General features: G+C 59.8%; 17 protein-coding genes. 12 read left to right on the top strand and 5 right to left on the bottom strand.

Annotation, left to right across the window (positions count from 1 at the left end; genetic code table 11):
- Window positions 1-30: 30 nt before the first annotated feature.
- From C1N84_RS16980 to C1N84_RS16970, 3 genes are all read left to right on the top strand, one after another.
- Window positions 31-699 (top strand): glutathione S-transferase family protein, encoded by a 669-nt coding sequence (locus tag C1N84_RS16980; protein WP_264441735.1) that lies wholly within the window; start codon window positions 31-33, stop codon window positions 697-699.
- Window positions 700-1,055: 356 nt separating this feature from the next.
- On the top strand, window positions 1,056-2,405 hold the full coding sequence (locus tag C1N84_RS16975) for an NCS2 family permease (protein ID WP_058757550.1): 1,350 nt from the start codon (window positions 1,056-1,058) through the stop codon (window positions 2,403-2,405).
- A 136-nt stretch (window positions 2,406-2,541) separates the two neighbouring features.
- A complete protein-coding gene (locus C1N84_RS16970; RefSeq protein WP_264441733.1) occupies window positions 2,542-4,191 on the top strand; it encodes a Na+/H+ antiporter in 1,650 nt (549 codons plus the stop codon).
- Between the two features lie 60 nt (window positions 4,192-4,251).
- On the opposite strand, the gene C1N84_RS16965 is transcribed toward C1N84_RS16970, so the two are convergent.
- Window positions 4,252-5,154, bottom strand: coding sequence for a LysR family transcriptional regulator (locus tag C1N84_RS16965; protein WP_394541680.1), 903 nt, complete (start codon window positions 5,152-5,154; stop codon window positions 4,252-4,254).
- Window positions 5,155-5,256: 102 nt separating this feature from the next.
- Between C1N84_RS16965 and C1N84_RS16960 the strand changes: the two genes are divergently transcribed.
- The 3 genes from C1N84_RS16960 (at window position 5,257) to C1N84_RS16950 (ending at window position 7,079) form a co-directional block, all read left to right on the top strand.
- Window positions 5,257-5,682: a CidA/LrgA family protein gene (locus C1N84_RS16960; RefSeq protein WP_021507826.1), complete on the top strand. Its 426-nt coding sequence runs from the start codon at window positions 5,257-5,259 to the stop codon at window positions 5,680-5,682.
- Window positions 5,675-6,370 (top strand): LrgB family protein, encoded by a 696-nt coding sequence (locus tag C1N84_RS16955; RefSeq protein ID WP_021507825.1) that lies wholly within the window; start codon window positions 5,675-5,677, stop codon window positions 6,368-6,370. The genes C1N84_RS16960 and C1N84_RS16955 overlap by 8 nt, the downstream gene beginning before the upstream one ends.
- Window positions 6,371-6,533: 163 nt before the next feature.
- The gene (locus tag C1N84_RS16950; RefSeq protein WP_031279754.1) at window positions 6,534-7,079 is read left to right on the top strand and encodes a YfaZ family outer membrane protein; all 546 of its coding nucleotides are present in this window, start codon (window positions 6,534-6,536) and stop codon (window positions 7,077-7,079) included.
- 125 nt (window positions 7,080-7,204) lie between these two features.
- On the opposite strand, the gene C1N84_RS16945 is transcribed toward C1N84_RS16950, so the two are convergent.
- The 3 genes from C1N84_RS16945 to acs form a co-directional block, all read right to left on the bottom strand.
- Window positions 7,205-8,857, bottom strand: a complete 1,653-nt coding sequence (locus C1N84_RS16945) for a cation acetate symporter (RefSeq protein ID WP_021507822.1) — start codon at window positions 8,855-8,857, stop codon at window positions 7,205-7,207.
- Window positions 8,854-9,183 carry a DUF485 domain-containing protein gene (locus C1N84_RS16940; protein ID WP_021313201.1) on the bottom strand — a complete coding sequence of 110 codons (330 nt, stop codon included), beginning with the start codon at window positions 9,181-9,183 and terminating at the stop codon, window positions 8,854-8,856. The genes C1N84_RS16945 and C1N84_RS16940 overlap by 4 nt, the downstream gene beginning before the upstream one ends.
- A gap of 173 nt (window positions 9,184-9,356) precedes the next feature.
- The gene (gene acs, locus C1N84_RS16935; RefSeq protein ID WP_264441731.1) at window positions 9,357-11,312 is read right to left on the bottom strand and encodes an acetate--CoA ligase; all 1,956 of its coding nucleotides are present in this window, start codon (window positions 11,310-11,312) and stop codon (window positions 9,357-9,359) included.
- A 580-nt stretch (window positions 11,313-11,892) separates the two neighbouring features.
- Here acs and gltP point away from each other — a divergent pair.
- From gltP to murP, 3 genes are all read left to right on the top strand, one after another.
- Window positions 11,893-13,194: a glutamate/aspartate:proton symporter GltP gene (gene gltP / locus C1N84_RS16930; RefSeq protein WP_021507820.1), complete on the top strand. Its 1,302-nt coding sequence runs from the start codon at window positions 11,893-11,895 to the stop codon at window positions 13,192-13,194.
- 149 nt (window positions 13,195-13,343) lie between these two features.
- Complete coding sequence (gene murQ, locus C1N84_RS16925) at window positions 13,344-14,255, top strand: N-acetylmuramic acid 6-phosphate etherase (protein WP_058780882.1); 912 nt, start codon at window positions 13,344-13,346, stop codon at window positions 14,253-14,255.
- Complete coding sequence (gene murP / locus C1N84_RS16920; protein ID WP_125309300.1) at window positions 14,255-15,694, top strand: PTS N-acetylmuramic acid transporter subunit IIBC; 1,440 nt, start codon at window positions 14,255-14,257, stop codon at window positions 15,692-15,694. Before murQ ends, murP begins: the two co-directional genes overlap by 1 nt.
- Before the next feature lie 94 nt (window positions 15,695-15,788).
- Here murP and C1N84_RS16915 read toward each other — a convergent pair whose 3' ends face one another.
- The gene (locus C1N84_RS16915; protein WP_238561247.1) at window positions 15,789-16,028 is read right to left on the bottom strand and encodes a hypothetical protein; all 240 of its coding nucleotides are present in this window, start codon (window positions 16,026-16,028) and stop codon (window positions 15,789-15,791) included.
- Window positions 16,029-16,159: 131 nt separating this feature from the next.
- Here C1N84_RS16915 and C1N84_RS16910 point away from each other — a divergent pair, with 131 nt between their 5' ends.
- From C1N84_RS16910 to C1N84_RS16900, 3 genes are all read left to right on the top strand, one after another.
- Window positions 16,160-21,472: a beta strand repeat-containing protein gene (locus C1N84_RS16910; RefSeq protein ID WP_394541679.1), complete on the top strand. Its 5,313-nt coding sequence runs from the start codon at window positions 16,160-16,162 to the stop codon at window positions 21,470-21,472.
- 6 nt (window positions 21,473-21,478) lie between these two features.
- On the top strand, window positions 21,479-22,219 hold the full coding sequence (locus tag C1N84_RS16905) for an autotransporter outer membrane beta-barrel domain-containing protein (protein ID WP_394541678.1): 741 nt from the start codon (window positions 21,479-21,481) through the stop codon (window positions 22,217-22,219).
- 373 nt (window positions 22,220-22,592) lie between these two features.
- Entirely contained in the window at window positions 22,593-24,137 is a 1,545-nt protein-coding gene (locus C1N84_RS16900) for a methyl-accepting chemotaxis protein (RefSeq protein WP_394541677.1), read from the top strand.
- Window positions 24,138-24,139 lie beyond the last annotated feature (2 nt).

Below are 24,139 nucleotides of genomic sequence, written 5' to 3'. Positions count from 1 at the left end.
ATGCCAACCCTTAGCAGCAAGGAATCGCGCATGATTACCGTTCACCATCTGGAAAACTCCCGTTCTCATCGGGTGCTGTGGCTGCTGGAAGAGCTGGCGGTGCCGTATCAAATCAAACGCTATCAGCGGGAAAATACCCTGCTGGCGCCGGACGAATTAAAGAAAGTGCACCCGCTGGGTAAATCGCCGGTGATTACCGATGGCAATCGGGTGATCGCCGAATCGGGCGCCATCCTCGAATATCTGCAGCTAAAGTATGACAGCGAGCATCTGCTGGCGCTGCATGAGGAAGAGGAGCAAATTCAGGCGCGTTACTGGCTGCACTATGCTGAAGGTTCGCTGATGCCGCTGCTGATGATGAAGCTGGTGTTTGCTCAGCTTGGTAAAAAGCCGGTGCCGTGGCTGCTGCGCCCGGCCGGCGTGGCGCTGAGTAAAGGCATTCAGAAAGCGTGGCTGAACAAGCAGCTGGCGCTCCACGGGCGCGTGATTGAGCAGCATCTGAGCCAGCAGCGCTTTTTTGCCGGTTCACGCTTCAGCATTGCCGATGTGCAGATGAGTTTTCCGCTGCTGGCGTTGCAGATGCGCGGCGCGCTGGGTGAGATGCCCGCCACGGCGCGCTGGCTGGAGAATATGCAGCAGCGCGCCGCGTGGCAGCGCGCGCTGGAGCAGGGCGGCCCGATTCAGTTCAATAACGGCTGAGGCGCAGCGGTAACGCAACGAAACAGGACGCCGCGACGCGCTGTCGCGGCACCGCAGCAAACCATCTGAAATGCCAGCCTTTTTCCTCCGTGATTTCCTGCTCCCGCTAGCGTAACGCCAGCCATAATGGCGCCAGAGCTGCGCATTATCCTGCCTGCCAGGTGATTAGCAGTTGAAAACGCCACCCCAAACGCCAGATAATCGTTTGCCTTTTTTCCGCGTCACCCCTTTTTGACCTGGAATACGCGGCCACGTAATCGTTTGCCTGCTTTTCTCTCTGAGACATCTTCACCAGGATGATGCGCAAACGCGAGCCGCGCGGTGACCTATATCTTAAAAAACACAGAGGAATAACTATGTCTGGCGAATCACGCCCGGCCAGGGGAAAACTGGACGCCTGGTTCCACATTTCAGCACGCGGCAGCAGCGTGCGGCAGGAAGTGCTGGCTGGCCTCACCACCTTTTTAGCGATGGTTTATTCAGTCATCGTGGTTCCTGGCATGCTCGGTAAAGCGGGCTTCTCACCGACGGCGGTGTTTGTCGCTACCTGTCTGGTGGCCAGCTTTGGCTCCCTCATCATGGGACTGTGGGCCAACCTGCCGATGGCGATTGGCTGCGCCATCTCCCTGACCGCCTTCACCGCGTTCAGCCTGGTACTGGGCCAGCACATTAGCGTGCCGGTGGCGCTGGGCGCGGTCTTCCTGATGGGCCTGCTGTTCACGCTGATTTCCGTGACCGGCATTCGCGCGTGGATTCTGCGTAACCTGCCGATGGGCGTGGCGCACGGCACCGGCGTCGGCATCGGCCTGTTTCTGCTACTGATTGCCGCCGATGGCATTGGTCTGGTGGTAAAAAACCCGGCGGCAGGCCTGCCGGTGGCGCTTGGTCACTTCACCTCTTTCCCGGTGATCATGGCGCTGATCGGGCTGGCGGCGATTTTTGGTCTGGAAAAACGGCGGGTACCGGGCGGCATTCTGCTGACCATCATTGCGATTTCGCTGCTTGGGCTGATTTTCGACCCGGCGGTAAAGTGGCAGGGGCTGTTTGCCATGCCGAGCCTGCGTGATGCCAGCGGCCAGTCGGCAATGTTTAGCCTGGATATCATGGGCGCGCTGCAGCCGGTGGTATTGCCGAGCGTGCTGGCGCTGGTGATGACCGCGGTGTTTGACGCCACCGGCACCATTCGTGCGGTGGCCGGGCAGGCGAACCTGCTGGATAAAGAGGGCCAGATTATCAATGGCGGTCGCGCGCTGACCACCGACTCTATCAGCAGCCTGTTTGCCGGACTGGTGGGTGCCTCGCCCGCCGCAGTGTATATCGAGTCCGCTGCGGGTACTGCCGCCGGCGGTAAAACCGGCCTGACAGCGATTGTCGTGGGTCTGTTGTTCCTGCTGATTCTGTTTATGTCGCCGCTGGCTTATCTGGTTCCGGCCTATGCCACCGCACCCGCGCTGATGTATGTCGGCCTGCTGATGCTGAGCAACGTGGCCAAAATCGACTTCAATGATTTCGTCGATGCGATGTCTGGCCTGCTGACGGCGGTATTCATCGTACTGACCTGCAACATCGTCACCGGCATCATGCTCGGCTTTGCCGCGCTGGTGATTGGCCGCCTGTTTGCCGGCGAGTGGCGCAAGCTCAACGCTGGCACGGTGGTGATTGCTGTGGCGCTGGTGGCGTTCTACGCGGGCGGCTGGGCTATCTGACCGCAATCCGGGCGTCAGTCCGAATTATTCTCTTTATCGCACACGCCGCACATCGGGTAGCCCCGCCGGGCGGCGTTTTGTTTTACACTTTCCGACGCAACATCGCTTCGATTAATATGATTCGCCTAAGGAAAGCATGGAAATCTTCTTTACTATTCTCATCATGACGCTGGTGGTTTCGCTGTCCGGCGTTGCGGCACGTATCCTGCCGTTTCAGATCCCGCTCCCGCTGGTACAGATCGCGGCCGGCGCGCTGCTGGCCTGGCCAACCTTTGGTCTGCACGTCGATTTTGACCCCGAACTGTTCCTCGTGCTGTTTATTCCGCCGCTGCTGTTTGCCGATGGCTGGAAAACGCCGATCAACGAGTTTCTGCATCACGGCCGTGAAATTATCGGCCTGGCGCTGGTGCTGGTGCTGATTACCGTGGTCGGTATCGGCTACCTGATTTACTGGCTGGTGCCGGGCATTCCGCTGATTCCGGCGTTCGCGCTGGCGGCGGTGCTGTCACCGACCGATGCGGTGGCGCTCTCCGGCATCGTCGGCGAAGGGCGCATCCCGAAAAAGATCATGTCGATTGTCCAGGGCGAGGCGCTGATGAATGACGCGTCGGGCCTGGTGTCACTCAAGTTTGCCGTCGCGGTGGCGATGGGCACCATGGTGTTCACCTGGGGCGGCGCCAGTGTCGAATTCCTTAAAGTGGCGATTGGCGGCCTGGTGGCCGGTGTCGCCGTTTGCTGGCTGTACGGTCGTTCGCTGCGCCTGCTCAGCCGCTGGAGCGGTGACGACCCGGCAACGCAAACCGTACTGCTGCTGCTGCTGCCGTTCGCCTCTTATCTGATTGCTGAACACCTCGGCGTCTCCGGCATTCTGGCGGCGGTAGCGGCCGGTATGACCATCACCCGTTCCGGCATCATCCGTCAGGCACCGCTGGCAATGCGCCTGCGCGCCAACAGCGTATGGCAGATGCTGGAGTTTGTGTTCAACGGCATGGTGTTCCTGATGCTGGGCCTGCAGCTGCCGGACATTCTCTCCACCTCGATTGCTCAGGCGAACGCCGATCCTAACGTCGAGCTGTGGATGCTGTTCGCCGACGTCGGGCTGGTCTATGCGGCACTGATGATCGTGCGCTTCGGCTGGCTGTGGATCATGAAGCGCACCAGCCTGCGCCTGCTGAAGAAGAAGCCGCTGGAGTTCTCCAGCTACTCGCTGCGTGAACTGCTGATCGCCTCTTTTGCTGGCGTGCGCGGTGCTATCACGCTGGCCGGTGTGCTGTCGATTCCGCTGTTACTCAGCAACGGCGAACCTTTTCCGGCGCGCTACGAACTGGTGTTTATCGCCACCGGCGTGATTCTGTTCTCGCTGTTTGTCGGCGTGATTCTGCTGCCGATTCTGCTGCGCGGCATGGAGAGCCACGACAAAGTGGGGCACCGTCGCGAAATCCAGAGCGCGCGTGCCGCGATGGCCGGCGTGGCGATCGAAAGCCTGCACAAAATGGAGCAGCGACTGGAAAACGACGCTGAAGAGAACATCGATCCTGAGCTGCTGAAAGAGGTCAGCCTGCGGGTGATTGGTAATCTGCGTCGTCGCGTCGATGGCAAAGATGATATGGAACAGGCGCTGTTTGCGGAAAATCTGGAGCGCCGTTTCCGCCTGACCGCGCTGCGCGCCGAGCGTGCCGAGGTTTATCATCTGCGCGCCACCCAGCAGATCTCCAACGAGACCATGCAGCGCCTGCTGCGCGATCTCGACCTGCTGGAAGCGTTGCTGATAGAAAAAGAGGAATAGCCGCCGCGTTTTGCTGCTCTCCGATCCCGCGGCCGCCTGACAGACAGGGCGGCCGCTTTGTTACAGCGATAGCCGTGGCGCGTTATCCGGCCAGTGTTCACGGCAGCAGGCAATCCACGCCTGCGCGCTGCGCGACAGATAACTGCCTTCGCGCCAGATTAGCCCCAGACGCCACTGCAGCTCCGACTCCAGCGGCAGCCACAGCAAGGCCTGTTTATCCAGCCGCTGGCAGATCGGCTCCGGCAGGATCGCCAGCCCCATATCCGCCTGCACCATCGCGGCAAGAAAATCCCACTGCGCGCTGCGCAGCGCGATATCCGGCATCACTCCCTGGCGCTGAAACGCTTTCATCAGCTGGCGGTTAAGCGAAAACTCTTCGTTGAGGATCAGCAGGGGATGCTGAGCCAGCTCGGCCAGCGTCAGGCTGGTGCGGTTGAGCCAGCGCGCGCTGCGCGGCAGCAGCACGCACAGCGGATGGCGCATCAGTTCCAGCATGTTCAGCGGCAGCTCCGCATCAATCGGCAAGGCGGTCAGCGCAATATCCAGCCCGCCGCTCAGCACCGCCTGCTGCACCGTCAGGCCACCAAATTCGGAGATTTTCAGCTGTACGCCGGGATAGCGGCGGCGGAACGCGGAGATCGATCCGGCAATCTGCATGCCGACCATCGGCGGAATGCCGAGCCGCAGCTCACCGGTTTTCAGCTGGTTGATGTCACTGATTTGCGCCTCCAGCTGATGAAACTCCTGCAAAATCGCCAGGCCGCGCTGATATACCGCCTGGCCGCTGTCGGTGAGATGCAGCTTGCGTCCCTCGCGCAGCAGCAGCGTACAGCCCAGCTCTTCTTCCAGCTGGCGCAGCATTTTGCTGATGGTGGGTTGCGTCACGAACAGCTTCTCCGCCGCGCGGGTAAAGCTCTGCTGACGCACCACTTCGGTAAAGTAACGCAGCGCACGCACGTCCATAAGCATTCCTTTTTGGCATAGTTTGAATAATTTTAATTCATTTCTTTCACACTCTGGCGAGGATTTATACTGCAACCCTGAATTTTTAACGGGAAGAGAGAAATGGCGTCCGCGCTTCGTCCGCGCACCACGGATATCCTGCAACGCGTCACGGTGCCGCTGCAGCTGGTGCTGTATATCGCCCTGTTCGTTGCCAGCGGTCAGCTGGTGAGCTGGCTGCATCTGCCGTTACCGGCCAACGTCGTGGGTATGGTGTTGCTGTTACTGTTGATCGTCAGCGGTATCGTGCCGCTGCGCTGGGTTAAAGCCGGGGCCAACTGGCTGCTGGCCGAAATGCTGCTGTTTTTTATTCCGGCGGTGGTGGCGGTGGTGAATTACAGCGACCTGCTGCGCAGTGAAGGCTGGCGCATCTGTGTGGTGATCGCCGTCAGTACGCTGATGGTGCTGGCGGCCACCTCGCTGGTGGTCGATCGCTTATACCGCTTCGAACTGGCGCGCGCGGCGCGTAAGCAGGGCGATCGTGACTGACTTTATCATTAGCCTGTTGTGTCTGGCGCTGACGCTGCTGGTTTACTACCTCAATAAACGCCTGTACCGGCGCAGGCCCACGCTGCTGCTGATGCCGCTGGTGTTAACGCCGCTGGTGCTGGTGGCGCTGCTGCTGCTGACGCACGTCAGCTGGCAGGATTACATCGCCGAAAGCCACTGGCTGCTGTGGCTGCTGGGGCCGGCGACGCTGGCTTTTGCGGTGCCGGTTTACGAAAACCTGCACATTATCCGCCGCCACTGGCTGTCGCTGAGCGTGGGCGTGATCACCGCCACGCTGGTGGCCGTGTGCAGTTCGGTATGGCTGGCGCGGCTGCTGACGTTACCGGAGAGCATCCAGCGCAGTCTGGCGGTGCGCTCCATCACCACGCCTTTTGCGCTGGCAGCGGCCCAGCCGATAGGCGGCCAGCCCGATTTGGTCGCGCTGTTCGTGGTGATTACCGGCGTGTTTGGCATGGCGGTGGGCGACGTGCTGTTTTTACGCATCGCGATTAAGCAGGGCGTGGCGAAGGGCGCCGGCTTTGGCGCGGCCTCGCACGGAGCCGGCACGGCACGCGCTTATCAGCTCGGCCAGCAGGAGGGCGTGGTCTCCAGCCTGGTGATGATGCTCTCCGGCGTGCTCACGGTGCTGCTGGCCCCGCTGCTGGGACAGCTGTTGTGGCATGCCTGACGGGCAAATCTGCGCCCGCATCGCCCTGCATGTTATCGGATGCGGTCAGTTTCTGCCCGCTGTAACCCATTTTTACGTAAAGCTTTCCAAATAAAGTTGTGTCATGTCGCCGCGCTGTTTACCCTTTGCGCCGAATTATGTGTCCTTCATGGAGTGGATTGTTATGTTTAAGCAACTTGTTACGGGAAGCGTTTTAGGTCTGGCACTGCTGAGCGGCGGCGCGCAGGCGATTGAGGGCAGTGTTGACGTGGGTGAGCACAGCACCAACCTGAACCTTGGCCTCGGCACCGCTTCACCGGGTCTGTTTCTGAAAGGCAACTGGCTGCGCAGCGATCACGACGGCAGCACCTACGGCCTTGGTATGGGGTATAACCTGGATGTGGGTGATTTCCGCGTGGCACCAACGGCGAAAGCGCTGTTCACCCATCCGGAAGATGGCCGTGATGGCTTCACCGTGGCGCTGGGTGCCGGTGCGCAGTATAACTTCAACAGCATGTGGGGCCTGTACGGCGAATATTACTATGCGCCGGAAGCGTTCTCCGATCGTCTGGACAGCTATAAAGAAGCCTCAGGCGGCCTGAGCTTTACGCCGATTTCGCTGCTGAACCTGCGCGTTGGCTATCAGTACATTGAGCTGAACAACAAAGGCGACCGCAAAGATAACGTGCTGGTCGACGGCCCGTACGTCGGTGCATCGCTGCGTTTCTGATGACGGGACCAGGTGCGCATGAATGCGCACCCTACGAAATTCTGTAGGGTCGCCATTCATGGCGACCTGGTCAATTACTGCACCGCTTCAATGGCGACCTGGTCAGTCACCGCACCCTCTCAATCTTAATGCGCTTTCCCCTGCGAAATCCCGACGCCCGTTTGTGAACGGATAAACTGTCCGCGGAATTTCGCCCGCTCCAGCGCCCCCTGCTGGGAATGATCGGTAATAGAAAACAGCCAGGTGCCGACAAACGCGACCAGCATCGAGAACAGCGCCGGATACTCATACGGATAGACTGGCGTTGCGTGTCCCAGTACCTGCACCCAAATGGTCGGGCCGAGAATCATTAGCACCACCGCCGTCAGCAGGCCCAGCCAGCCTCCCACCATGGCGCCGCGCGTGGTCAGCTTTGACCAGTACATCGACAGCAAAATAATCGGGAAGTTACAGCTGGCGGCAATCGAGAACGCCAGGCCGACCATGAAGGCAATATTCTGTTTCTCAAACAGAATCCCCAGCGCAATCGCCACCACGCCCAGCACCAGCACGGTAATCTTTGACACCCGCAGCTCTTCACGCTCGGTGGCCTGACCTTTACGGATCACGCTGGCATACAAGTCATGCGACACCGCCGAAGCACCGGCCAGCGTCAGTCCGGCCACCACCGCCAGAATGGTGGCGAAGGCTACCGCCGAGATAAAGCCGAGGAACAGGCTACCGCCGACCGCATTGGAGAGATGCACTGCCGCCATGTTAGTGCCGCCAATCAGCGCGCCGCTGGCGTCTTTGAAGGCCGGATTAGCGCCGACCAGCAGAATCGCGCCGAAGCCGATAATAAAGGTCAGGAAGTAGAAGTAGCCCATAAAGCCAGTGGCCCAGAACACGCTTTTGCGTGCTTCCCGCGCATCGGCGACGGTGAAGAAACGCATCAGAATATGCGGCAGGCCGGCGGTGCCAAACATCAGGCCCAGACCGAGCGACAGCGCGGAGATCGGGTCTTTCACCAGACCGCCTGGCTGCATGATTGCGCTTCCTTTCGGATGCACCGCCATCGCCTCGGTAAACAGCGTATTAAAGCTGAAACCGGTGGCTTTCATCACCATGATGGCCATGAAGCTGGCACCAAACAGCAACAGCACCGCTTTGATAATCTGCACCCAGGTGGTGGCGAGCATGCCGCCAAACAGCACGTACAGCACCATCAGAATGCCGACCAGCACCACGGCGATGTGGTAGTCGAGACCGAACAGCAGCTGGATCAGCTTACCGGCACCCACCATCTGCGCTATCAGATACAGCGCCACCACCACCAGCGAACCGCAGGCGGAAAGGGTGCGGATAGGCTTTTGCTGCAGGCGATAGGACGCCACATCGGCAAAGGTATAGCGGCCCAGGTTGCGCAGGCGTTCGGCAATCAGGAACAGAATCATGGGCCAGCCGACGAGGAAGCCGAGCGAGTAGATCAGCCCGTCGTAGCCGGAGGTGTAGACCAGCGCAGAGATACCGAGAAACGAGGCGGCCGACATAAAGTCACCGGCCATCGCCAGGCCATTCTGGAAACCGGTGATGTTGCCGCCGGCAGTGTAGTAATCGCTGCGCGAGCGGGTGCGTTTGGACGCCCAGTAAGTAATGCCGAGCGTGGCCGCCACGAAGACCACGAACATGATGATCGCTTCGTAGTTGGTGGCCTGTTTTTGCACCGCGCCGGTAATGGCATCGGCGGCAAATACGCTGGCTGGTACGATAGCCAGCGAGGCGGAGAGCAGGCGCTTCATGATTTCACCTCGCTGACAATCTGTTTGGTCAGACGATCAAACTCGCCGTTGGCGCGCCAGACATAAACGCCGGTCAGCAGAAACGACACCACAATCAGGCCGACGCCGATGGGGATGCCGCGCGTCACATTGGTGCCGGCGTGCAAGGGCGTGCCGAGCCAGCCGGGCGCGAAGGCAATCAGCAGAATAAAGCCGACGTACAGTACCAGCATGATGAGGCTGAGCAGCAGCGCAAACGACTGACGTTTGTGCACCAGCTCCTGAAAACGCGGATTGCTTTCGATTTGTTGCCAGACGGCTTCCTGTTGGTTCAGGGCTTCGTTCATCACATTTTCTCCAGAGGCAAGGCAGACAGAAAACTCACGGCAACGTGATTTAACTGGCTGAATATTCTAGTTATAAAGGTTGTGCGATGGTGAAAAGCATACGGCGTAAGGATGGAAGAGCGGAGAGCTGCCTGCCGGGGACAGGCTGATACTCTCCGCCGGGTCAATGCCGGTTATGGCATGGTGATCGACTGTTTCTCCTCGAGCAATTTCTCCACCACGCCCGGATCGGCCAGCGTTGAAGTATCGCCAAAGTTGCTGGTATCGCCGGCGGCGATCTTGCGCAGAATGCGGCGCATGATTTTGCCGGAGCGGGTTTTTGGCAGCGAATCGGTCCAGTGCAACACGTCTGGCGTGGCAATCGGGCCGATTTCTTTACGCACCCAGTTGCGCACTTCGCTGTACAGCTCTGGCGACGGCTCTTCGCCGTGATTCAGCGTGATATAAGCATAGATCGCCTGGCCTTTAATGCTGTGCGGAATCCCCACCACCGCGGCTTCGGCAATTTTTGGATGCGAGACCAGCGCGGACTCGATCTCCGCCGTGCCAAGCCGGTGACCGGAGACGTTCAGCACGTCATCGACGCGGCCGGTGATCCAGTAATAGCCATCGTCGTCACGGCGCGCGCCGTCACCGCTGAAGTAGCGATTTTTAAACGTCGAGAAGTAGGTTTGCTCAAAGCGATCGTGATCGCCAAACAGCGTGCGTGCCTGGCCGGGCCATGAGTCGACAATCACCAGGTTACCCTCGGTGGCACCGTCCAGCGTATTACCTTCGTTATCCACCAGCGCCGGCTGGACGCCAAAGAACGGTTTAGTGGCCGAGCCGGCCTTCAGCTCGGTGGCACCGGGCAGCGGCGTAATCATGAAGCCGCCGGTTTCGGTCTGCCACCAGGTATCGACGATCGGGCAACGGCTGTCGCCAATCTTTTTGTAATACCACTCCCAGGCTTCCGGGTTGATGGGCTCGCCGACCGATCCCATGATGCGCAGGCTGCTGCGCTGGGTGCCGGCAATCGCTTTATCACCCTCGGCCATCAGCGCGCGGATAGCGGTTGGCGCGGTGTACAGCAGCGTGACCTTATGTTTATCCACCACTTCCGCCATGCGGCTGGGCTGTGGCCAGTTGGGTACGCCTTCGAACATCAGCGTGGTGGCCCCGCAGGCCAGCGGACCGTAGATCAGATAGCTGTGCCCGGTAATCCAGCCCACGTCGGCGGTGCACCAGTACACATCATCTTCATGATAATCAAAAACATATTTGAAGGTGGTGGCAGCATACACCAGGTAACCACCGGTGGTGTGCAGCACGCCTTTCGGCTTGCCGGTGGAGCCGGAGGTATAAAGGATAAACAGCGGATGTTCGGCCTCGACCGCCACCGGCTGATGCTGATCGCTGGCTTTCGCCATCAGTTCATGCCACCACAGATCGCGGCCTTCGCGCCAGCAGGTCTCTTTGCCGGTGCGCTGGAACACCACCACGTTTTTCACGCTGGTGACGTTTGGATTGTTCAGCGCATCATCCACGTTTTTCTTCAGCGGAATGCTGCGTCCGGCACGCACGCCTTCGTCAGCGGTAATCACCAGTTTTGCACTGGAATCCACTACGCGTCCGGCCACCGCTTCAGGTGAGAAGCCGCCAAAAATGACCGAGTGCACGGCGCCGATGCGCGCGCAGGCCAGCATGGCGACCGCGGCTTCCGGCACCATCGGCATGTAGATCGCCACCACATCGCCTTTCTTCACACCAAGGCCGGTCAGCACGTTGGCAAAGCGGCAGACGTCGGCGTGCAGTTCACGGAAGGTCAGGGTTTTGCTTTCGCTGGCGTCATCGCCTTCCCAGATAATCGCCGGGTGATCGCCGCGCGTAGCCAGGTGGCGATCGAGACAGTTGGCGGCAAGGTTCAGCGCGCCATCTTCATACCAGCGAATCGAAATATTGCCGGGGGCAAACGAGGTATTTTTCACTTTGCTGTAGGGCGTCATCCAGTCGAGGATTTTGCCCTGTTCGCCCCAAAAGGCCTCAGGATCGTCAACCGACTGTTGATACAGCGCCGCATACTGATCGGCATTTATCAGGGCATTCGCTGCAATGGCAGCGGGTACGGGATGCTTGTGTATTTGGCTCATGGCTGACCTCCTTGAAGATGTTAATCATATGTCAATCAAAGGTTAATTGAAGAGTGAGGCCGGGCTTTGTTTCTGTTTTGCAGTCTGGATCACGACCTTGTGTAAGGCTGAAAAGTCACCCAATTCAATCTGTTTACCGGCGCAGGAAATGAGGCAAAACCACTGGCTGGATCAATAAAATTATGAACCAGCCGGTTAAATAAGCAGCAAACAGACCGGCACGTTTTTTCAGCAATCCTGAATAGCTATGCGGAAAATTATCGAATTAACACTTTTCATAACAGCGAGTTATGACAGGCGCATGTCAGCAGCATTTTATGCTGCCTGGCTGTGCAGGATTTAAGCTATCGCCCCAGGGGTTGCATTTACCTTAGTGAAAATGGTACTTATCTCGGCCCTGTTCAGCAGGTATCAACTCAGGCTGCATCATCGCGCGGGCGCATAATGCCGGCGCAGCGGTAACCGATGCAGTCCATTATAACCCTCTATTTTATCGGGCTTTTGCTCACTTCCCTGTGTGTAATGTCTTCTGCACCTTCGCAGCAGAGCAAAGGGGTTTTAACTGAGGAAATAACGCGTTATGAAAGGTTTTAAACTCACCCTCGCGTGGCAGATTCTGATTGCCCTGATTCTCGGCGTTATCGTCGGAACCGTGCTGCATAATCAGCCAGACGATCGTGAATGGTTAATCACTAACATTCTTACTCCTGCCGGCGACATCTTTATTCATCTGATCAAGATGATTGTGGTGCCGATTGTTATTTCCTCACTGATTGTCGGCATCGCCGGCGTGGGTGATGCGAAAAAGCTCGGGCGGATTGGTGTGAAAACCATCATCTATTTTGAAGTGATTACCACCATTGCCATTGTGGTCGGCATCACGCTGGCCAACGTATTCCAACCCGGCAGCGGCATTGATATGTCAACGCTGGCAACGGTGGACATCTCTAAATACGAAGCCACAACGGAAGCGGTGCAGGGAGCGCCACATGGCCTGGTGACCACCATTCTATCGCTGATCCCGCAGAATATTTTTGCCTCGCTGGTCAAAGGCGACATGCTGCCGATTATCTTCTTCTCGGTACTGTTTGGCATGGGACTGTCTGCGCTGCCGTCGGAGCATCGCGATCCGCTGGTGACTGTATTCCGTTCTATTTCCGAAACCATGTTTAAAGTGACGCACATGATCATGCGCTATGCGCCGGTCGGGGTGTTTGCACTGATTGCCGTCACCATTGCTAACTTCGGTTTTGCCTCGCTCTACCCGCTGGCCAAGCTGGTGCTGCTGGTGTACGTGGCGATTCTGTTCTTTGCGTTCGTGGTGCTGGGGGCGGTGGCGCGCTTCTGCAAGCTGCGTATTACGACCCTGATGCGCATTCTGAAAGATGAGCTCATTCTGGCGTATTCCACCTCCAGCTCAGAGACCGTGCTGCCGCGCATCATGCAGAAGATGGAAGCCTACGGCGCGCCGAAGGCGATCACCAGCTTCGTGGTGCCAACCGGCTATTCGTTCAATCTGGATGGTTCAACGCTGTATCAGAGCATTGCGGCGATCTTTATCGCCCAGCTGTACGGCATTGACCTGTCGCTCACTGATGAAATCATTCTGGTGCTGACCCTGATGGTGACGTCGAAAGGCATCGCAGGTGTGCCGGGCGTCTCGTTTGTGGTGCTGCTGGCCACGCTGGGCAGCGTTGGTATTCCGCTGGAAGGTCTGGCGTTTATCGCCGGCGTCGACCGTATCATGGACATGGCGCGCACCGCGCTCAACGTCATCGGTAACGCGCTGGCGGTGCTGGTTATTGCCCGCTGGGAAAACCAGTTTGATACCAAACAGGCCGCCGCCTACGAGCTGCAGCTGCGCACGCAAAATGCCAGCTAAGCGACACGCTCTCTGACTGAACCCGCCTTCTGGCGGGTTTTTTTATGTCCGCTGCCGCAAAAGGCAAAAAAATTGACCTGAGCAGGAGGAATTAACAATTCTATATGATATATAGTTTCAAGAATAAATTATTCCTGAAGGGAGCGAACATGAACATTGATCTGAGCCAGATGATCACCGAGGGCCGCAACCCGGCGAGCCAGAACATTGACGAGCTGAACACGGAAGCGATGCTGCGCGTCATTAACGATGAAGACAAAAAAGTGGCGCTGGCGGTGGAAGCTATCGTGCCGCAGATTGCTGAGGTGGTGGATGCCATCACGGCGGCATTCAGCCAGGGCGGACGTCTGATTTACTGCGGTGCCGGGACCTCCGGCCGTCTCGGTATTCTCGATGCCAGCGAATGCCCGCCCACGTTCGGTACGCCGCGCAGTCAGGTGGTCGGGCTGATCGCCGGCGGCCATACCGCCATTTTACAGGCGGTGGAAAACGCCGAGGACAACCGCGAGCAGGGCGCGCAGGATTTAAAAGATATCGACTTTTCGGCGCGCGATGTGCTGGTCGGCATTGCTGCCAGCGGCCGCACACCTTATGTGCTCGGTGCGCTGGCCTGGGCGAAGCAGCAGGGCGCCTTCACCGCCGCGCTGACCTGTAATCCCAACAGCGCCATGTCGCAGGCGGCGGACGTCGCCCTGACGCCGGTGGTGGGCCCGGAAGTGGTCACCGGCTCGTCACGCATGAAAGCCGGCACCGCGCAGAAGCTGGTGCTCAATATGCTGACCACCGGCGCCATGATCCGCAGCGGCAAAGTGTACGGCAACCTGATGGTCGACGTAGAAGCCACCAATCAGAAACTGGTGCAGCGGCAAATCAACATCGTTAAGCAGGCCACCGAATGTGACGATGCCCGCGCACAGCAGGCGCTGGCAGCGTGCGGCGGCCACTGTAAAACCGCCATTGTGATGATACTGGCGGACCTGAACGCCGATGACGCGCAGGCGCTGCTGGCGCAGAACCACGGCTTTATCCGCCAGGCATTACACCACGCAGGAGCGCAATGATGGCGGCGATCACTGAAAGCTTATTACGCGATATCCTGCAGGCGGTCGGCGGCGCAGGCAACGTCGTGCACTGCGGTAACTGCATGACGCGTCTGCGTCTGACGCTGGCCGATGCCGCGCGGGTCGACAGCGCCCGGCTGAAAACGCTGCCCGGCGTGCTGGGCGTGATTGACAGCGATGCCCAGCTGCAGATTGTGCTCGGCCCTGGCAAAGCGCAAACCGCAGCGGAAAAAATGCAGGCGATGCTGAACAGCGCCACGCCAGAGGCGCCGGGCGATCTGCACAGCATTGCCAGCGCGCAGAAGCAGCAGATGAAAGCGAAGCAAACCAGCGCGCTGCACCGTTTTCTCTCCTGCTTTGCCACCATTTTTACCCCGCTGATCCCGGGCTTTATCGGTGCCGGATTGCTGCTGGGGTTTGCCACGCTGATTGAGCAGGTGTTTCATCTTAATCAGCCCGGGGAACACGCCCGCTGGCTGCTGGACACCGTGGCTTATATGAAGGTGTTCGGCAAAGGACTGTTCACCTTCCTCAGTATCTTAATCGGCTATAACGCGCAGAAAGCGTTTGGCGGCACCGGCGTGAACGGCGCGATTATCGCCTCGCTGTTTGTGCTGGGTTATGTGCCGAACGCGACCGTCGGCTATTACAGCGGCATGCAGGATTTCTTCGGCCTGACTATCGATCCGCGCGGCAATATTATTGGCGTGCTGCTGGCGGCGATATTTGGTGCCTGGCTGGAGAAACAGCTGCGCAAAATTATCCCGGATAATCTCGATATGATCCTCACTTCGCTGCTGACGCTGTTAATTACCGGCGCGGTGACGTTCCTGGTGATCATGCCGATTGGCGGCGAGCTGTTTAAAGGCATGTCGTGGCTGTTTATCCACCTGAACAATAACCCGTTCGGCTGTGCCATTCTGGCCGGCTTATTCCTGATTGCGGTGATGTTCGGCATTCATCAGGGCTTTATTCCGGTCTATTTTGCGCTGATGGAAACCCAGGGTTTCAATTCGCTGTTCCCGATACTCGCCATGGCCGGAGCCGGTCAGGTCGGCGCTTCGCTGGCGCTGTGGTGCAAAGCCGACAAGCACTCGCTGCTGCGCAGCCAGATTAAAGGCGCCATCGTGCCGGGTCTGCTGGGCGTCGGTGAGCCGCTCATCTATGGCGTGACGCTGCCGCGTCTTAAACCGTTTATTACCGCCTGCTTCGGCGGTGCGCTGGGCGGCTTCTTTATCGGGCTGGTGGCGTGGCTCGGTCTGCCGGTGGGCATGAACACGGTGTTTGGCCCGTCAGGACTGGTGACGCTGCCGCTGATGACCTCTTCGCAGGGCATCTTTGCCGGTATGGCGGTCTATCTGGTGGGGCTGATCGTGGCGTGGATCGGCGGCTTCGTCTTTACCTGGTGGGGCGGCACCAAAAACGTTGATTTAAGTTAGAAAAGCCCGCGTCAGCAGACCGTCAAGAGGTCTGATGTCATTAAATGCATGATTTTGCTGCAATTGTGGGATAGCTCACAATTGCAGCATTTCGTTAGCGGGGCTTATTATTGAGCGTGAGAATTATCACCCATCCAGACTTAACTGGAGTGGCTGAAGATAAATCACGTGTTATTAATAGGTTATCACTATAAGCCTTATTTAAACCAGGGTTATAGCTTTTCATTTCCTGCGAAATTCTTATTTCATTCCAATAAATATCTCCGGGCTCGCTTTTGATCTGTGCAGCCATAAAGTCTATATAAGCAACAGCTTTCTCCTGATTTTCACGCATCAGCGGCACCCTCTGTGCCCATAATTAACCACTTGATTCGTTTTGTGAAAATAGAGTTCGCCCATCTGCACCTTTGTTCTTTTTTCGCTGTCCTTTCACAGCGTCGCTGATTGCTTGTTACTGGAGGTTGTATGAGATTCATCCGGAATCCCATTGCGCTAGGGATCGTCGCTGCGCAGGCGGTGTTTTATTTCCCCGGCGTGGGGGAAGCGGCAACACTGGGCGCGTATAATCCGCGCGATAACGACCAGCAGAGCGGCGCGCTGATCGTTAACGGCGGCAGCGCAACCTTAACCGGTAATCAGGCATTTGAGCCGGGCATTGACGGGGCGGTCAACACCACGCTCGGCCAGGTGACCATCGCGGCGGGCGCACAATACCTTAATCAGGCACGTCTCGATCCCGGTCCGCAAAACCTCGCCATCACCGTGCCGGATCCCACTACCGGCGGCAACACCACTTTTCAGGTGTTTGATTCCGCCAGCCTGGTGGCGCAGGCACCGGTTACCGCCAGCACGGTGGTGCCGGATCTGCAAAATGTGAATGACAATCAGTATATCGACGCGCGCATCGCCGACGTCAGCGGCAGCGGCAGTTCGCTGGATGTCAGCATTGGTCAGGCTAACGCCAACAGCAGCGCCAGCACCAACGCCTGGACCATGGCGGCCAAAAACACCACGCTGTTTCAGGTCAGTAACGGCGGCACCCTCAACTGGAACAACAACAACCGCATCACCTTTAACGGTTCTGCAGCCAACGTCTCCGGCGGCCAGGTGACCGATAGCCTGGCGGTACAAAATCTCGCGACCTATAACGGCAGCTTTAGCGTGCAGACGCTGGACGGCAAAACCACCGCCTTCAACGTCACCAATGCCAGCCAGCTGCAAAGCTACAATAACTGGCTGGTGAGCCAGCTGCAGGCCGGCAATCTCGCGCCGGCCAGCTACCTCAGCGCGTTCAATCAGGCGGTCACTATCACCAACGGCGATATTGTCTATAACGTCAGCGCCACTGCGCCGGATGAAGTGACGCAGCCGATAGGTAGCCGCGTGGTGATCAATGCTGAAGGCGCCGGTTCGCAGGTCACTATCGCCGCCGGTAAAACGCTGGAAGTGGTAGGGGCCAGCGATGGCGCGGTACGCGTGGCCAATGGGGCCAATGCTACCATCGACGGGAAACTGGCGAGCCGCGGCACCGCGCTGGCGCTGGATGGCGCGACGGCTACCAACAGCAGCAGCGGCGTCATCAACGGCGGTTTCCTCAACCGTATTGATGGCACCGGCGTCGGCGCGGCCAGCAACAACGCCACGGCGGTAACGGTGCAAAACGGCGGTGATTTCACCAACAATGGCGTGCTTAACCTCGGTACCACCGGCAGCAATCTGACCAACGGCGTGGCGGGCATCCGTCTTGATGCCAATGCGCAGGCCAGCAACAGCGGCAATATCAACGTGGGCGTCAACGGTTCCAGCGCGCGCGGCACCACCTCCGGCGTGCTGCTCACCACCGACAGCAGCCGATTTACCAACAACAGCGGCGGCACGATTTATCTCGGGCGAGGCGCGCAGAACAGCCTGAGCGACAACGTGGCGGAGACCGCCCTGAACCAGAGCGGGCTGACCAGCGGCATTGCGCTGCTGGCCAACGGTAGCGCCACCAACGACGGGGCGATTGTGATTGGCTCGCGCGTACAGAACGCCGCCGGGATGTCGGTCAGCGGTGCCAGCAATGCCACGCTGATCAACAGCGGCACCATCGACGTCAACGGCAGCGCTGCGCGCGTGCCGCGCGAGAATGTCGGCATGCTGGTCACTAACAGCAACGGTACGCTGGAGAATCGCGGCACCATCAACCTCAACGGCGTTAACGGCACCGGCCTGAAAGTGCTGGCCACCAGTGGTAACAGCGCCGCCGCCAGCTCCACCGGGACCATCAACGTGGCAGGCGGAGCCGATCCGGCCAGCGGCACGCGCAACTTTGGCGTGTGGGTGGAAGGTCAGGGCAGCGGCACTGCTGCAGCGAACGTGGACGGGCCGATTAACCTCACCGGCAACGGCGCAATTGGCGTGCACGCGCGCGGCAACGCCACGGTTAACGTCACGCAGAATGCCATTCCCCGCTTCAGCACCGGCAGCAATCAAATTGGTTTTTTTGCCTATGGCCCGAATGCGCTGATCAACGTGGACGACAACAACGCCTTTGACGTCACCACCACTAACTCGACGCTCTTCCGCATCGAACAGGGCGCGACGTTTGACGGGACTAATACCACGCTGACCGCCTCCGGCGCGGGTGCGGTGGCGGTGAACGGCACCGGCGGTGGCGGAACATTGGTGAAGACCAATAACGCCACGATCAATGTCAGCGGCACCGGCGCCATCGGCATCAATATCGAGGGCGGTGCGCAGGGCAACATTGACGCGGCGACCACCATTACCCTCAGTGGCAGCAACGCCACGGGCGCGATTGCCGACGGGCAGAAACATACGCTGACCGGTGCCAACAGCCGTGCGCCGGTCGCCAGCACGCGGCTGACCTCCGCCGCAGAACTCAATTCGGCGCAAAACGGCATCACCGGCTATCTGGCGCGCAACCGCGCGCAGCTCAGCAACAGCGGCAACATCAACTTCAGCGGGGCCAATACCACCGGCCTGCGCGTGGAGAGCGGGGCGACCGGCAGTAACAGCGGCAATATAAGCATCAGCGACGGCGGCACCGGTATCGCGGTGAACAGCGCGGGCAGCACCTTCACCACCATCGCCAGCAACAGCGGCAACATCGACGTGAATGGCGGCAGCAGCACCCGCCGTACGCGCGGCGTCAGCGCCAGCGGTAGCCAGGCGGTGGCGAACCTCAACGGCGGTACGCTCACGCTCAACGGCAGGGGTGCCATCGGCGCCGAAGCGCTGGACGGTGCGCTGGTGAATATCGCCGCCGGATCGACGCCGATCTTTAACAATAGCGAGCAGATCGCCTATCACGCTGCGGGTAACGGATCGCGCATTCGCGCCGCCACCAGCGCGCTGGATGTCAGCACGCGTGGTTCGACCGGCTACCGCCTTGACGACGGCGCGGCACTGAGCTTCAGCACGCCGAACAGCCTGAGCGCCAGCGCCGCCAGCAGCACCGGCGTGATTGTTTCCGGCAGCGGCAGTAACCTCAACAGCGCCAACCTCAATCTGACCGCCAGCGGCGAGGAGAGCACCGCCGTGCGCGTCGAGGGCGGCGCAGCGGCGACGCTTGACGGCAGCAGCACCATCACGCTCAGCGGCAACAACGCGGTGGGCGTGCTGGTGAATACGCTGCGCAGCGATCTCAGTAATGCGCTGGACGGCAGCGCTGCCGCCACCCGCGTCACCAGCAACGCCCGCATCAGCGGCGCTGGCAACGGTGCCGTTGGCTTTGACCTGACCAACGGCGCGGCACTGGAGAACAATGGCGCACTGACGCTGACCGGCAGCAACAGCATCGGCATGCGCTCGCGCGCCGGCAGCACGCTGACCAATAATGGCGTGGTTAACGTCAGCAGCGGCACCGGGTTAGATGTCGGCGGCAGCGGCACCACGCTGGCGCAGGGCGGCAGCATCAATGTCGATAACGGCGTGGCCGGCGTGCGCATCAGCGACGGTGCGCAGCTGGCACTGACCGGCAGCGATACGCTGATCACCACGCGCGGCACGGCGCATGGCATTTTGCTCGACAGCGGCGCGGCGGCGCTCAGCGCGCGCGACGCCACCATCAACGTACTGGGCAGCGGCAACGGCATCGAAAACCGCGCGGAGCTGGACAACGTGAGCCTGAGCAACCTGATGCTTAACGTCGGCGATGGCAACGGCATCCGCACCGCCGTCGCGTTCGATCCCGCCTCCACCGTGACCACCCATGTATCCGGCAGCGGTAACGGCCTGACCATCGCCAACGCCGATGGATCGACCACCGGCGGCGATCTGACGCTGGGTTCGGGTTACGTTTTCAATGTCACCGGCGCCGGCGGCACCGGGATTCGCGCCAACACCACGGGAAATATCGTCACCGCCGCCAGCGTCAATATCAGCAATGCGGCAGGCGGTTCGGCACTGGTCTCCAGCACCGCCGGCACCATCGTCAACCGCGGCACGCTGCGCTCCAGCAGTCTGACGGCACCGGTGGTCGATCTGCGCGGCGGCAAAACGGTATTCGAGAACCTCGGTACTATCGTGACGGCCACGGCGCAAAGCGTGGCGGTGGCGGGCAGTAACGCCGACGATGTGATTTTGCTGACGCAGGGTGACGTGCTGGGCGACATCAATCCTGGCGGCGGCAGCGACACGTTCCGCTGGACCGGCGGTACGCTCAACGGCAGCCTGACCATGGGCGCAGACAACAACAATATCGCCGACGTCAGCGGCGTCGATCTCAGCACTACTTACCATCTCACCAGCGGCAACGGCACCGGTAACAGCCTGACCTTTGACCAGATTACGGCGCGCGGCGGCAGCTTCAGCGCGGATGACCTGAGCAAAGGCGTTAACCTCGGCAGCGGCTGGAGCATCATTAACTTCGCGGATAGCCGCTGGACGCTGACCGACAATCTGCAGTTGGCGCACAGCACCATCAACATTGATAGGCGCTCAACGCTGTATGCCGGTGACAACGTGCATCCTACGCTGGCGGGCGGCACAGCGGATTCGCTGCAGGTGAATAACAGCGGCACGCTGGATCTCACCAATGGCGGCGGTTCGCCGGGCAATACGCTGGACATCAACGGCTCGCTGGCGTCGATGGGCGGTCAGGCGAATCTGGTGACCCGCCTGAATGACGGCGGCGCGCTGAGCAACCAGTTCACCGACCACATCAACGTCAGCGGTAACGCTAGCGGCACCACGCTGCTCAACGTCAGGCTGGATGCGGCAAGCAGCGCGGCGCTCACCGATCGCAACCGCAACGGCGGCATTGAGGGCAATGAAGGCATTTCGCTGGCGCAGGTGGGCGGCAACGCCGGCCAGAACAGCTTTGCGCTCAGGGATGGCTATCTCGGTGCCGGACCGTGGCAGTACCGGCTGTACAGCTTCGCGCCGGGCAGCAGCGATCCGGCGCAGCGCCTGCTGAGCGGCAGCGGCAACAATTACTGGGATTACCGGCTGGCAAACTACTACGTTTGCGAGGATAGCGACAGCTGCCAGCCGGCGCTGGTTACCAGCGGATTTGGTACGCCACAGCGCTACGATGCGCGTCCGGCGGTGGTGCCGCAGGTGCCCTCGTACATTTCAGCACCGGTTGGCCTCGCCTATTACACCGCCGCGATTATTGATGACCTGCACAAGCGTCTTGGCGAACTGCGTCACGAGCAGACGCGCCCGGCGGGTCAAGGCGGTGAGATGTTCCTGCGCTATATCGGCTCGAACCTGAAATACAAAAGCGACCGCAGCTTTAGCGATTACGGCTACGGGTTTGACCTCGACTAAAGCGCGGTGCAGCTTGGCGGCAACCTGCTGCGTCTCGACGGTGAGCAGGACAGCCTGCGCGGCGGCGTGGCCTACACGCGCGGCAATACGCGCATCCGTCCGCAGGCGGCAGACGGTTACAGCAGCACCAGTTTTGACAGCGACAGCCTGGCGCTGTACGGCACCTGGCAGCGCCAGAGCGGCTTTTATCTCGACGGTGTGCTGTCGTTTGACTGGCATCGTGGTGAAACCGACATTGCGCGCCAGCAGCGCGAGGCAAAGCTGAAGGGCCACGGCTGGACCGCCTCGCTGGAGAGCGGTTATCCGTTTGAACTCGGCGAGGGCTACAAGCTGGAGCCGCAGGCGCAGTTGATGTACCTGAAACTGAACATGAACGATTTCACGGATGAGGACAATAACCAGGTGCGCTATGGCGATTATCACCAGACGATTGGCCGTCTCGGTGCGCGTCTCGATCGCAGCTGGACCGATGACAGCAACCGCCAGTACACGCCTTATCTGCGCGCGAATTATTACAAAGGCTGGGGCGGTACGGCGCAGACATCGGTGTCGGCTGCCGATAATCCGGCGCTCGGCGCCAGCTTCAGCAGCGGTAATTTTGGCCAGATGTGGGAAGTGGGCGCCGGCGGCACGGTGACGCTGCAGCAGGATGTGTCGCTGTACGCCGAAGCGGATTACCGCAAGGAGATCGACGGCAACGGCGCCAGAGGCTGGCGTTACAACCTCGGCGTGCGCTGGCAGTTCTGACAGTACGTGCGCATGACGCGGTCGCCGTGAACGGTGTAATGCCGACCGGTCAGGGCAGCCGCAAATCGCACAAAATTTGTAGCGGCGCGATTTATCGCGCAATAAATTGCGCCGCTACCAAATGTGCAACGATTGTCGAACAGTTTGAGGTTCAACTGACAAACTTATCGTACTCAGCCAAAGCTCGATCTCATTTACCCTAAATGATTTTTTATCGATCCCGCCCGCGGCCAGAACTGTGAAGCGCCGCGCACTCCGGCTTTATTAAGAACAAAAATTAAATAGCCGCGCTAAAGCCAGGCCATTGTGCTGCCGAAAAGGTAAAAAAGTATTATCGATTTCTCTTCAGCCTGCGTTTTGCAAGGACTCACACATGCGTAATAACCAGCCCATCACCCAGCGTGAATTCGTCTTCGACGATCGCGCCACGCTGATGTCGACCACCGATCTCAACAGCCACATCACCTACGCCAACGACGCCTTTATTGAGGTCAGCGGATTCACCCCGGAAGAGGTCAACGGCCAGCCACACAACATGGTGCGTCATCCGGATATGCCGCCGGAAGCGTTCGCCGATATGTGGAGCACGCTGAAGCAGGGCGAACCCTGGACCGCGCTGGTCAAGAACCGGCGCAAGAATGGCGATCACTACTGGGTGCGCGCCAATGCCATTCCGGTGGTGCGCGAGGGCAAGCTGCAGGGCTATATGTCGGTACGCACCAAACCGTCGGCGGAGGAGGTCCGTCAGTGCGAGACGCTGTACCGTGATTTTCGTGAAGGGCGTGCCAAAGGGCGTCGCTTCCATAAAGGGCTGATTGTTGGCAGCGGCTGGCGGCGACTGACTTCAGTGCTGAAAACGCTGCCGCTGCGCTGGCGCATCCGCAGCACGCTGATCGTGCTGCTGCCGTTGTCGATACTGGGCGTCTGGCTGCTGGGCATGGCACCCCTGGCGATCGGCTGCTTCAGCGGCGGCATGGCCGGGCTGCTGCTGCTGGCCAGCCTGTGGCTGGAGCAGCAGATCTCGCGCCCGATGGAGCGCATGTGCCGTCAGGCGCTGAGCGTGGCCACCGGCGCCAGCCACAAAGTCGAGCACATAGATCGGGTGGATGAGATCGGCATGACGCAGCGCGCTATCGGCCAGCTGGGCCTGATGTTCCGCTGGCTGGTGGATGACGTCAGCGGCCAGGCGATCAACGTCCTGAGCGCCAGCGACGCCATCGCGCGCAGCAATGATGAACTGAGCCGTCGCACCGAGCAGGCGGCGGCGAACGTGCAGCAAACGGCGGCGACCATGAACGAAATGACCGCCACGGTCAAAAGCAATACGGAAACCGCCAGCGAAGTGAATACGCTGTCGGCCAGCACCAGCGCAGCGGCGATCAAAGGCGGTGAAGTGATGCAGGAGATGGTCGGCATGATGGCGGAAATTGCCGATAGCTCGAAGCGTATCGCCAACATCACCAGCGTGATTGACGGCATCGCTTTCCAGACCAATATTCTGGCGCTGAACGCGGCGGTGGAAGCGGCACGTGCCGGTGAGCAGGGCAAAGGCTTTGCGGTGGTGGCGGGCGAGGTGCGCAGTCTGGCACAGCGCAGCGCCAAAGCCGCCAGCGAGATCAAAAACCTGGTGGAAACCAGCGCCGGCCGCGTGCAGTCGGGCAGCGATCACGCCGATGCGGCCGGCCACACGATGCAGGCGATGGTCGATCAGGTGCAGAATGTCACCGCCCTGATCGCGCAAATCAGCGCGGCGACGGCCGAACAATCCATCGCGCTGAGCGAAGTCAGTAGCGCGGTGGAGGATCTCGACGACATCACCCATCAGAACGCGGCGCGCGTGGCGGAAGGCGCAGAAGCCTCCGGCCGAATGGCGCATCAGGCCAACCGGCTGGTTGAAGCGATCAGCGTGTTTCGCTAAGT

It is taken from the genome of Pantoea sp. SGAir0418, from assembly GCF_043529865.1.
Note: the sequence above shows the minus strand (reverse complement) of the source record. Positions and strands in the feature narration are given on the sequence as shown.

Bases quoted from the DNA above. Each gene is read 5' to 3' on its own strand.
- C1N84_RS16980 (WP_264441735.1), top strand. From the start codon at position 31: ATGATTACCGTTCACCATCTGGAAAACTCCCGTTCTCATCGGGTGCTG.
- C1N84_RS16975 (WP_058757550.1), top strand. From the start codon at position 1,056: ATGTCTGGCGAATCACGCCCGGCCAGGGGAAAACTGGACGCCTGGTTC.
- C1N84_RS16970 (WP_264441733.1), top strand. From the start codon at position 2,542: ATGGAAATCTTCTTTACTATTCTCATCATGACGCTGGTGGTTTCGCTG.
- C1N84_RS16965 (WP_394541680.1), bottom strand. From the start codon at position 5,154: ATGGACGTGCGTGCGCTGCGTTACTTTACCGAAGTGGTGCGTCAGCAG.
- C1N84_RS16960 (WP_021507826.1), top strand. From the start codon at position 5,257: ATGGCGTCCGCGCTTCGTCCGCGCACCACGGATATCCTGCAACGCGTC.
- C1N84_RS16950 (WP_031279754.1), top strand. From the start codon at position 6,534: ATGTTTAAGCAACTTGTTACGGGAAGCGTTTTAGGTCTGGCACTGCTG.
- C1N84_RS16945 (WP_021507822.1), bottom strand. From the start codon at position 8,857: ATGAAGCGCCTGCTCTCCGCCTCGCTGGCTATCGTACCAGCCAGCGTA.
- C1N84_RS16940 (WP_021313201.1), bottom strand. From the start codon at position 9,183: ATGAACGAAGCCCTGAACCAACAGGAAGCCGTCTGGCAACAAATCGAA.
- acs (WP_264441731.1), bottom strand. From the start codon at position 11,312: ATGAGCCAAATACACAAGCATCCCGTACCCGCTGCCATTGCAGCGAAT.
- gltP (WP_021507820.1), top strand. From the start codon at position 11,893: ATGAAAGGTTTTAAACTCACCCTCGCGTGGCAGATTCTGATTGCCCTG.
- murQ (WP_058780882.1), top strand. From the start codon at position 13,344: ATGAACATTGATCTGAGCCAGATGATCACCGAGGGCCGCAACCCGGCG.
- murP (WP_125309300.1), top strand. From the start codon at position 14,255: ATGGCGGCGATCACTGAAAGCTTATTACGCGATATCCTGCAGGCGGTC.
- C1N84_RS16915 (WP_238561247.1), bottom strand. From the start codon at position 16,028: ATGCGTGAAAATCAGGAGAAAGCTGTTGCTTATATAGACTTTATGGCT.
- C1N84_RS16910 (WP_394541679.1), top strand. From the start codon at position 16,160: ATGAGATTCATCCGGAATCCCATTGCGCTAGGGATCGTCGCTGCGCAG.
- C1N84_RS16900 (WP_394541677.1), top strand. From the start codon at position 22,593: ATGCGTAATAACCAGCCCATCACCCAGCGTGAATTCGTCTTCGACGAT.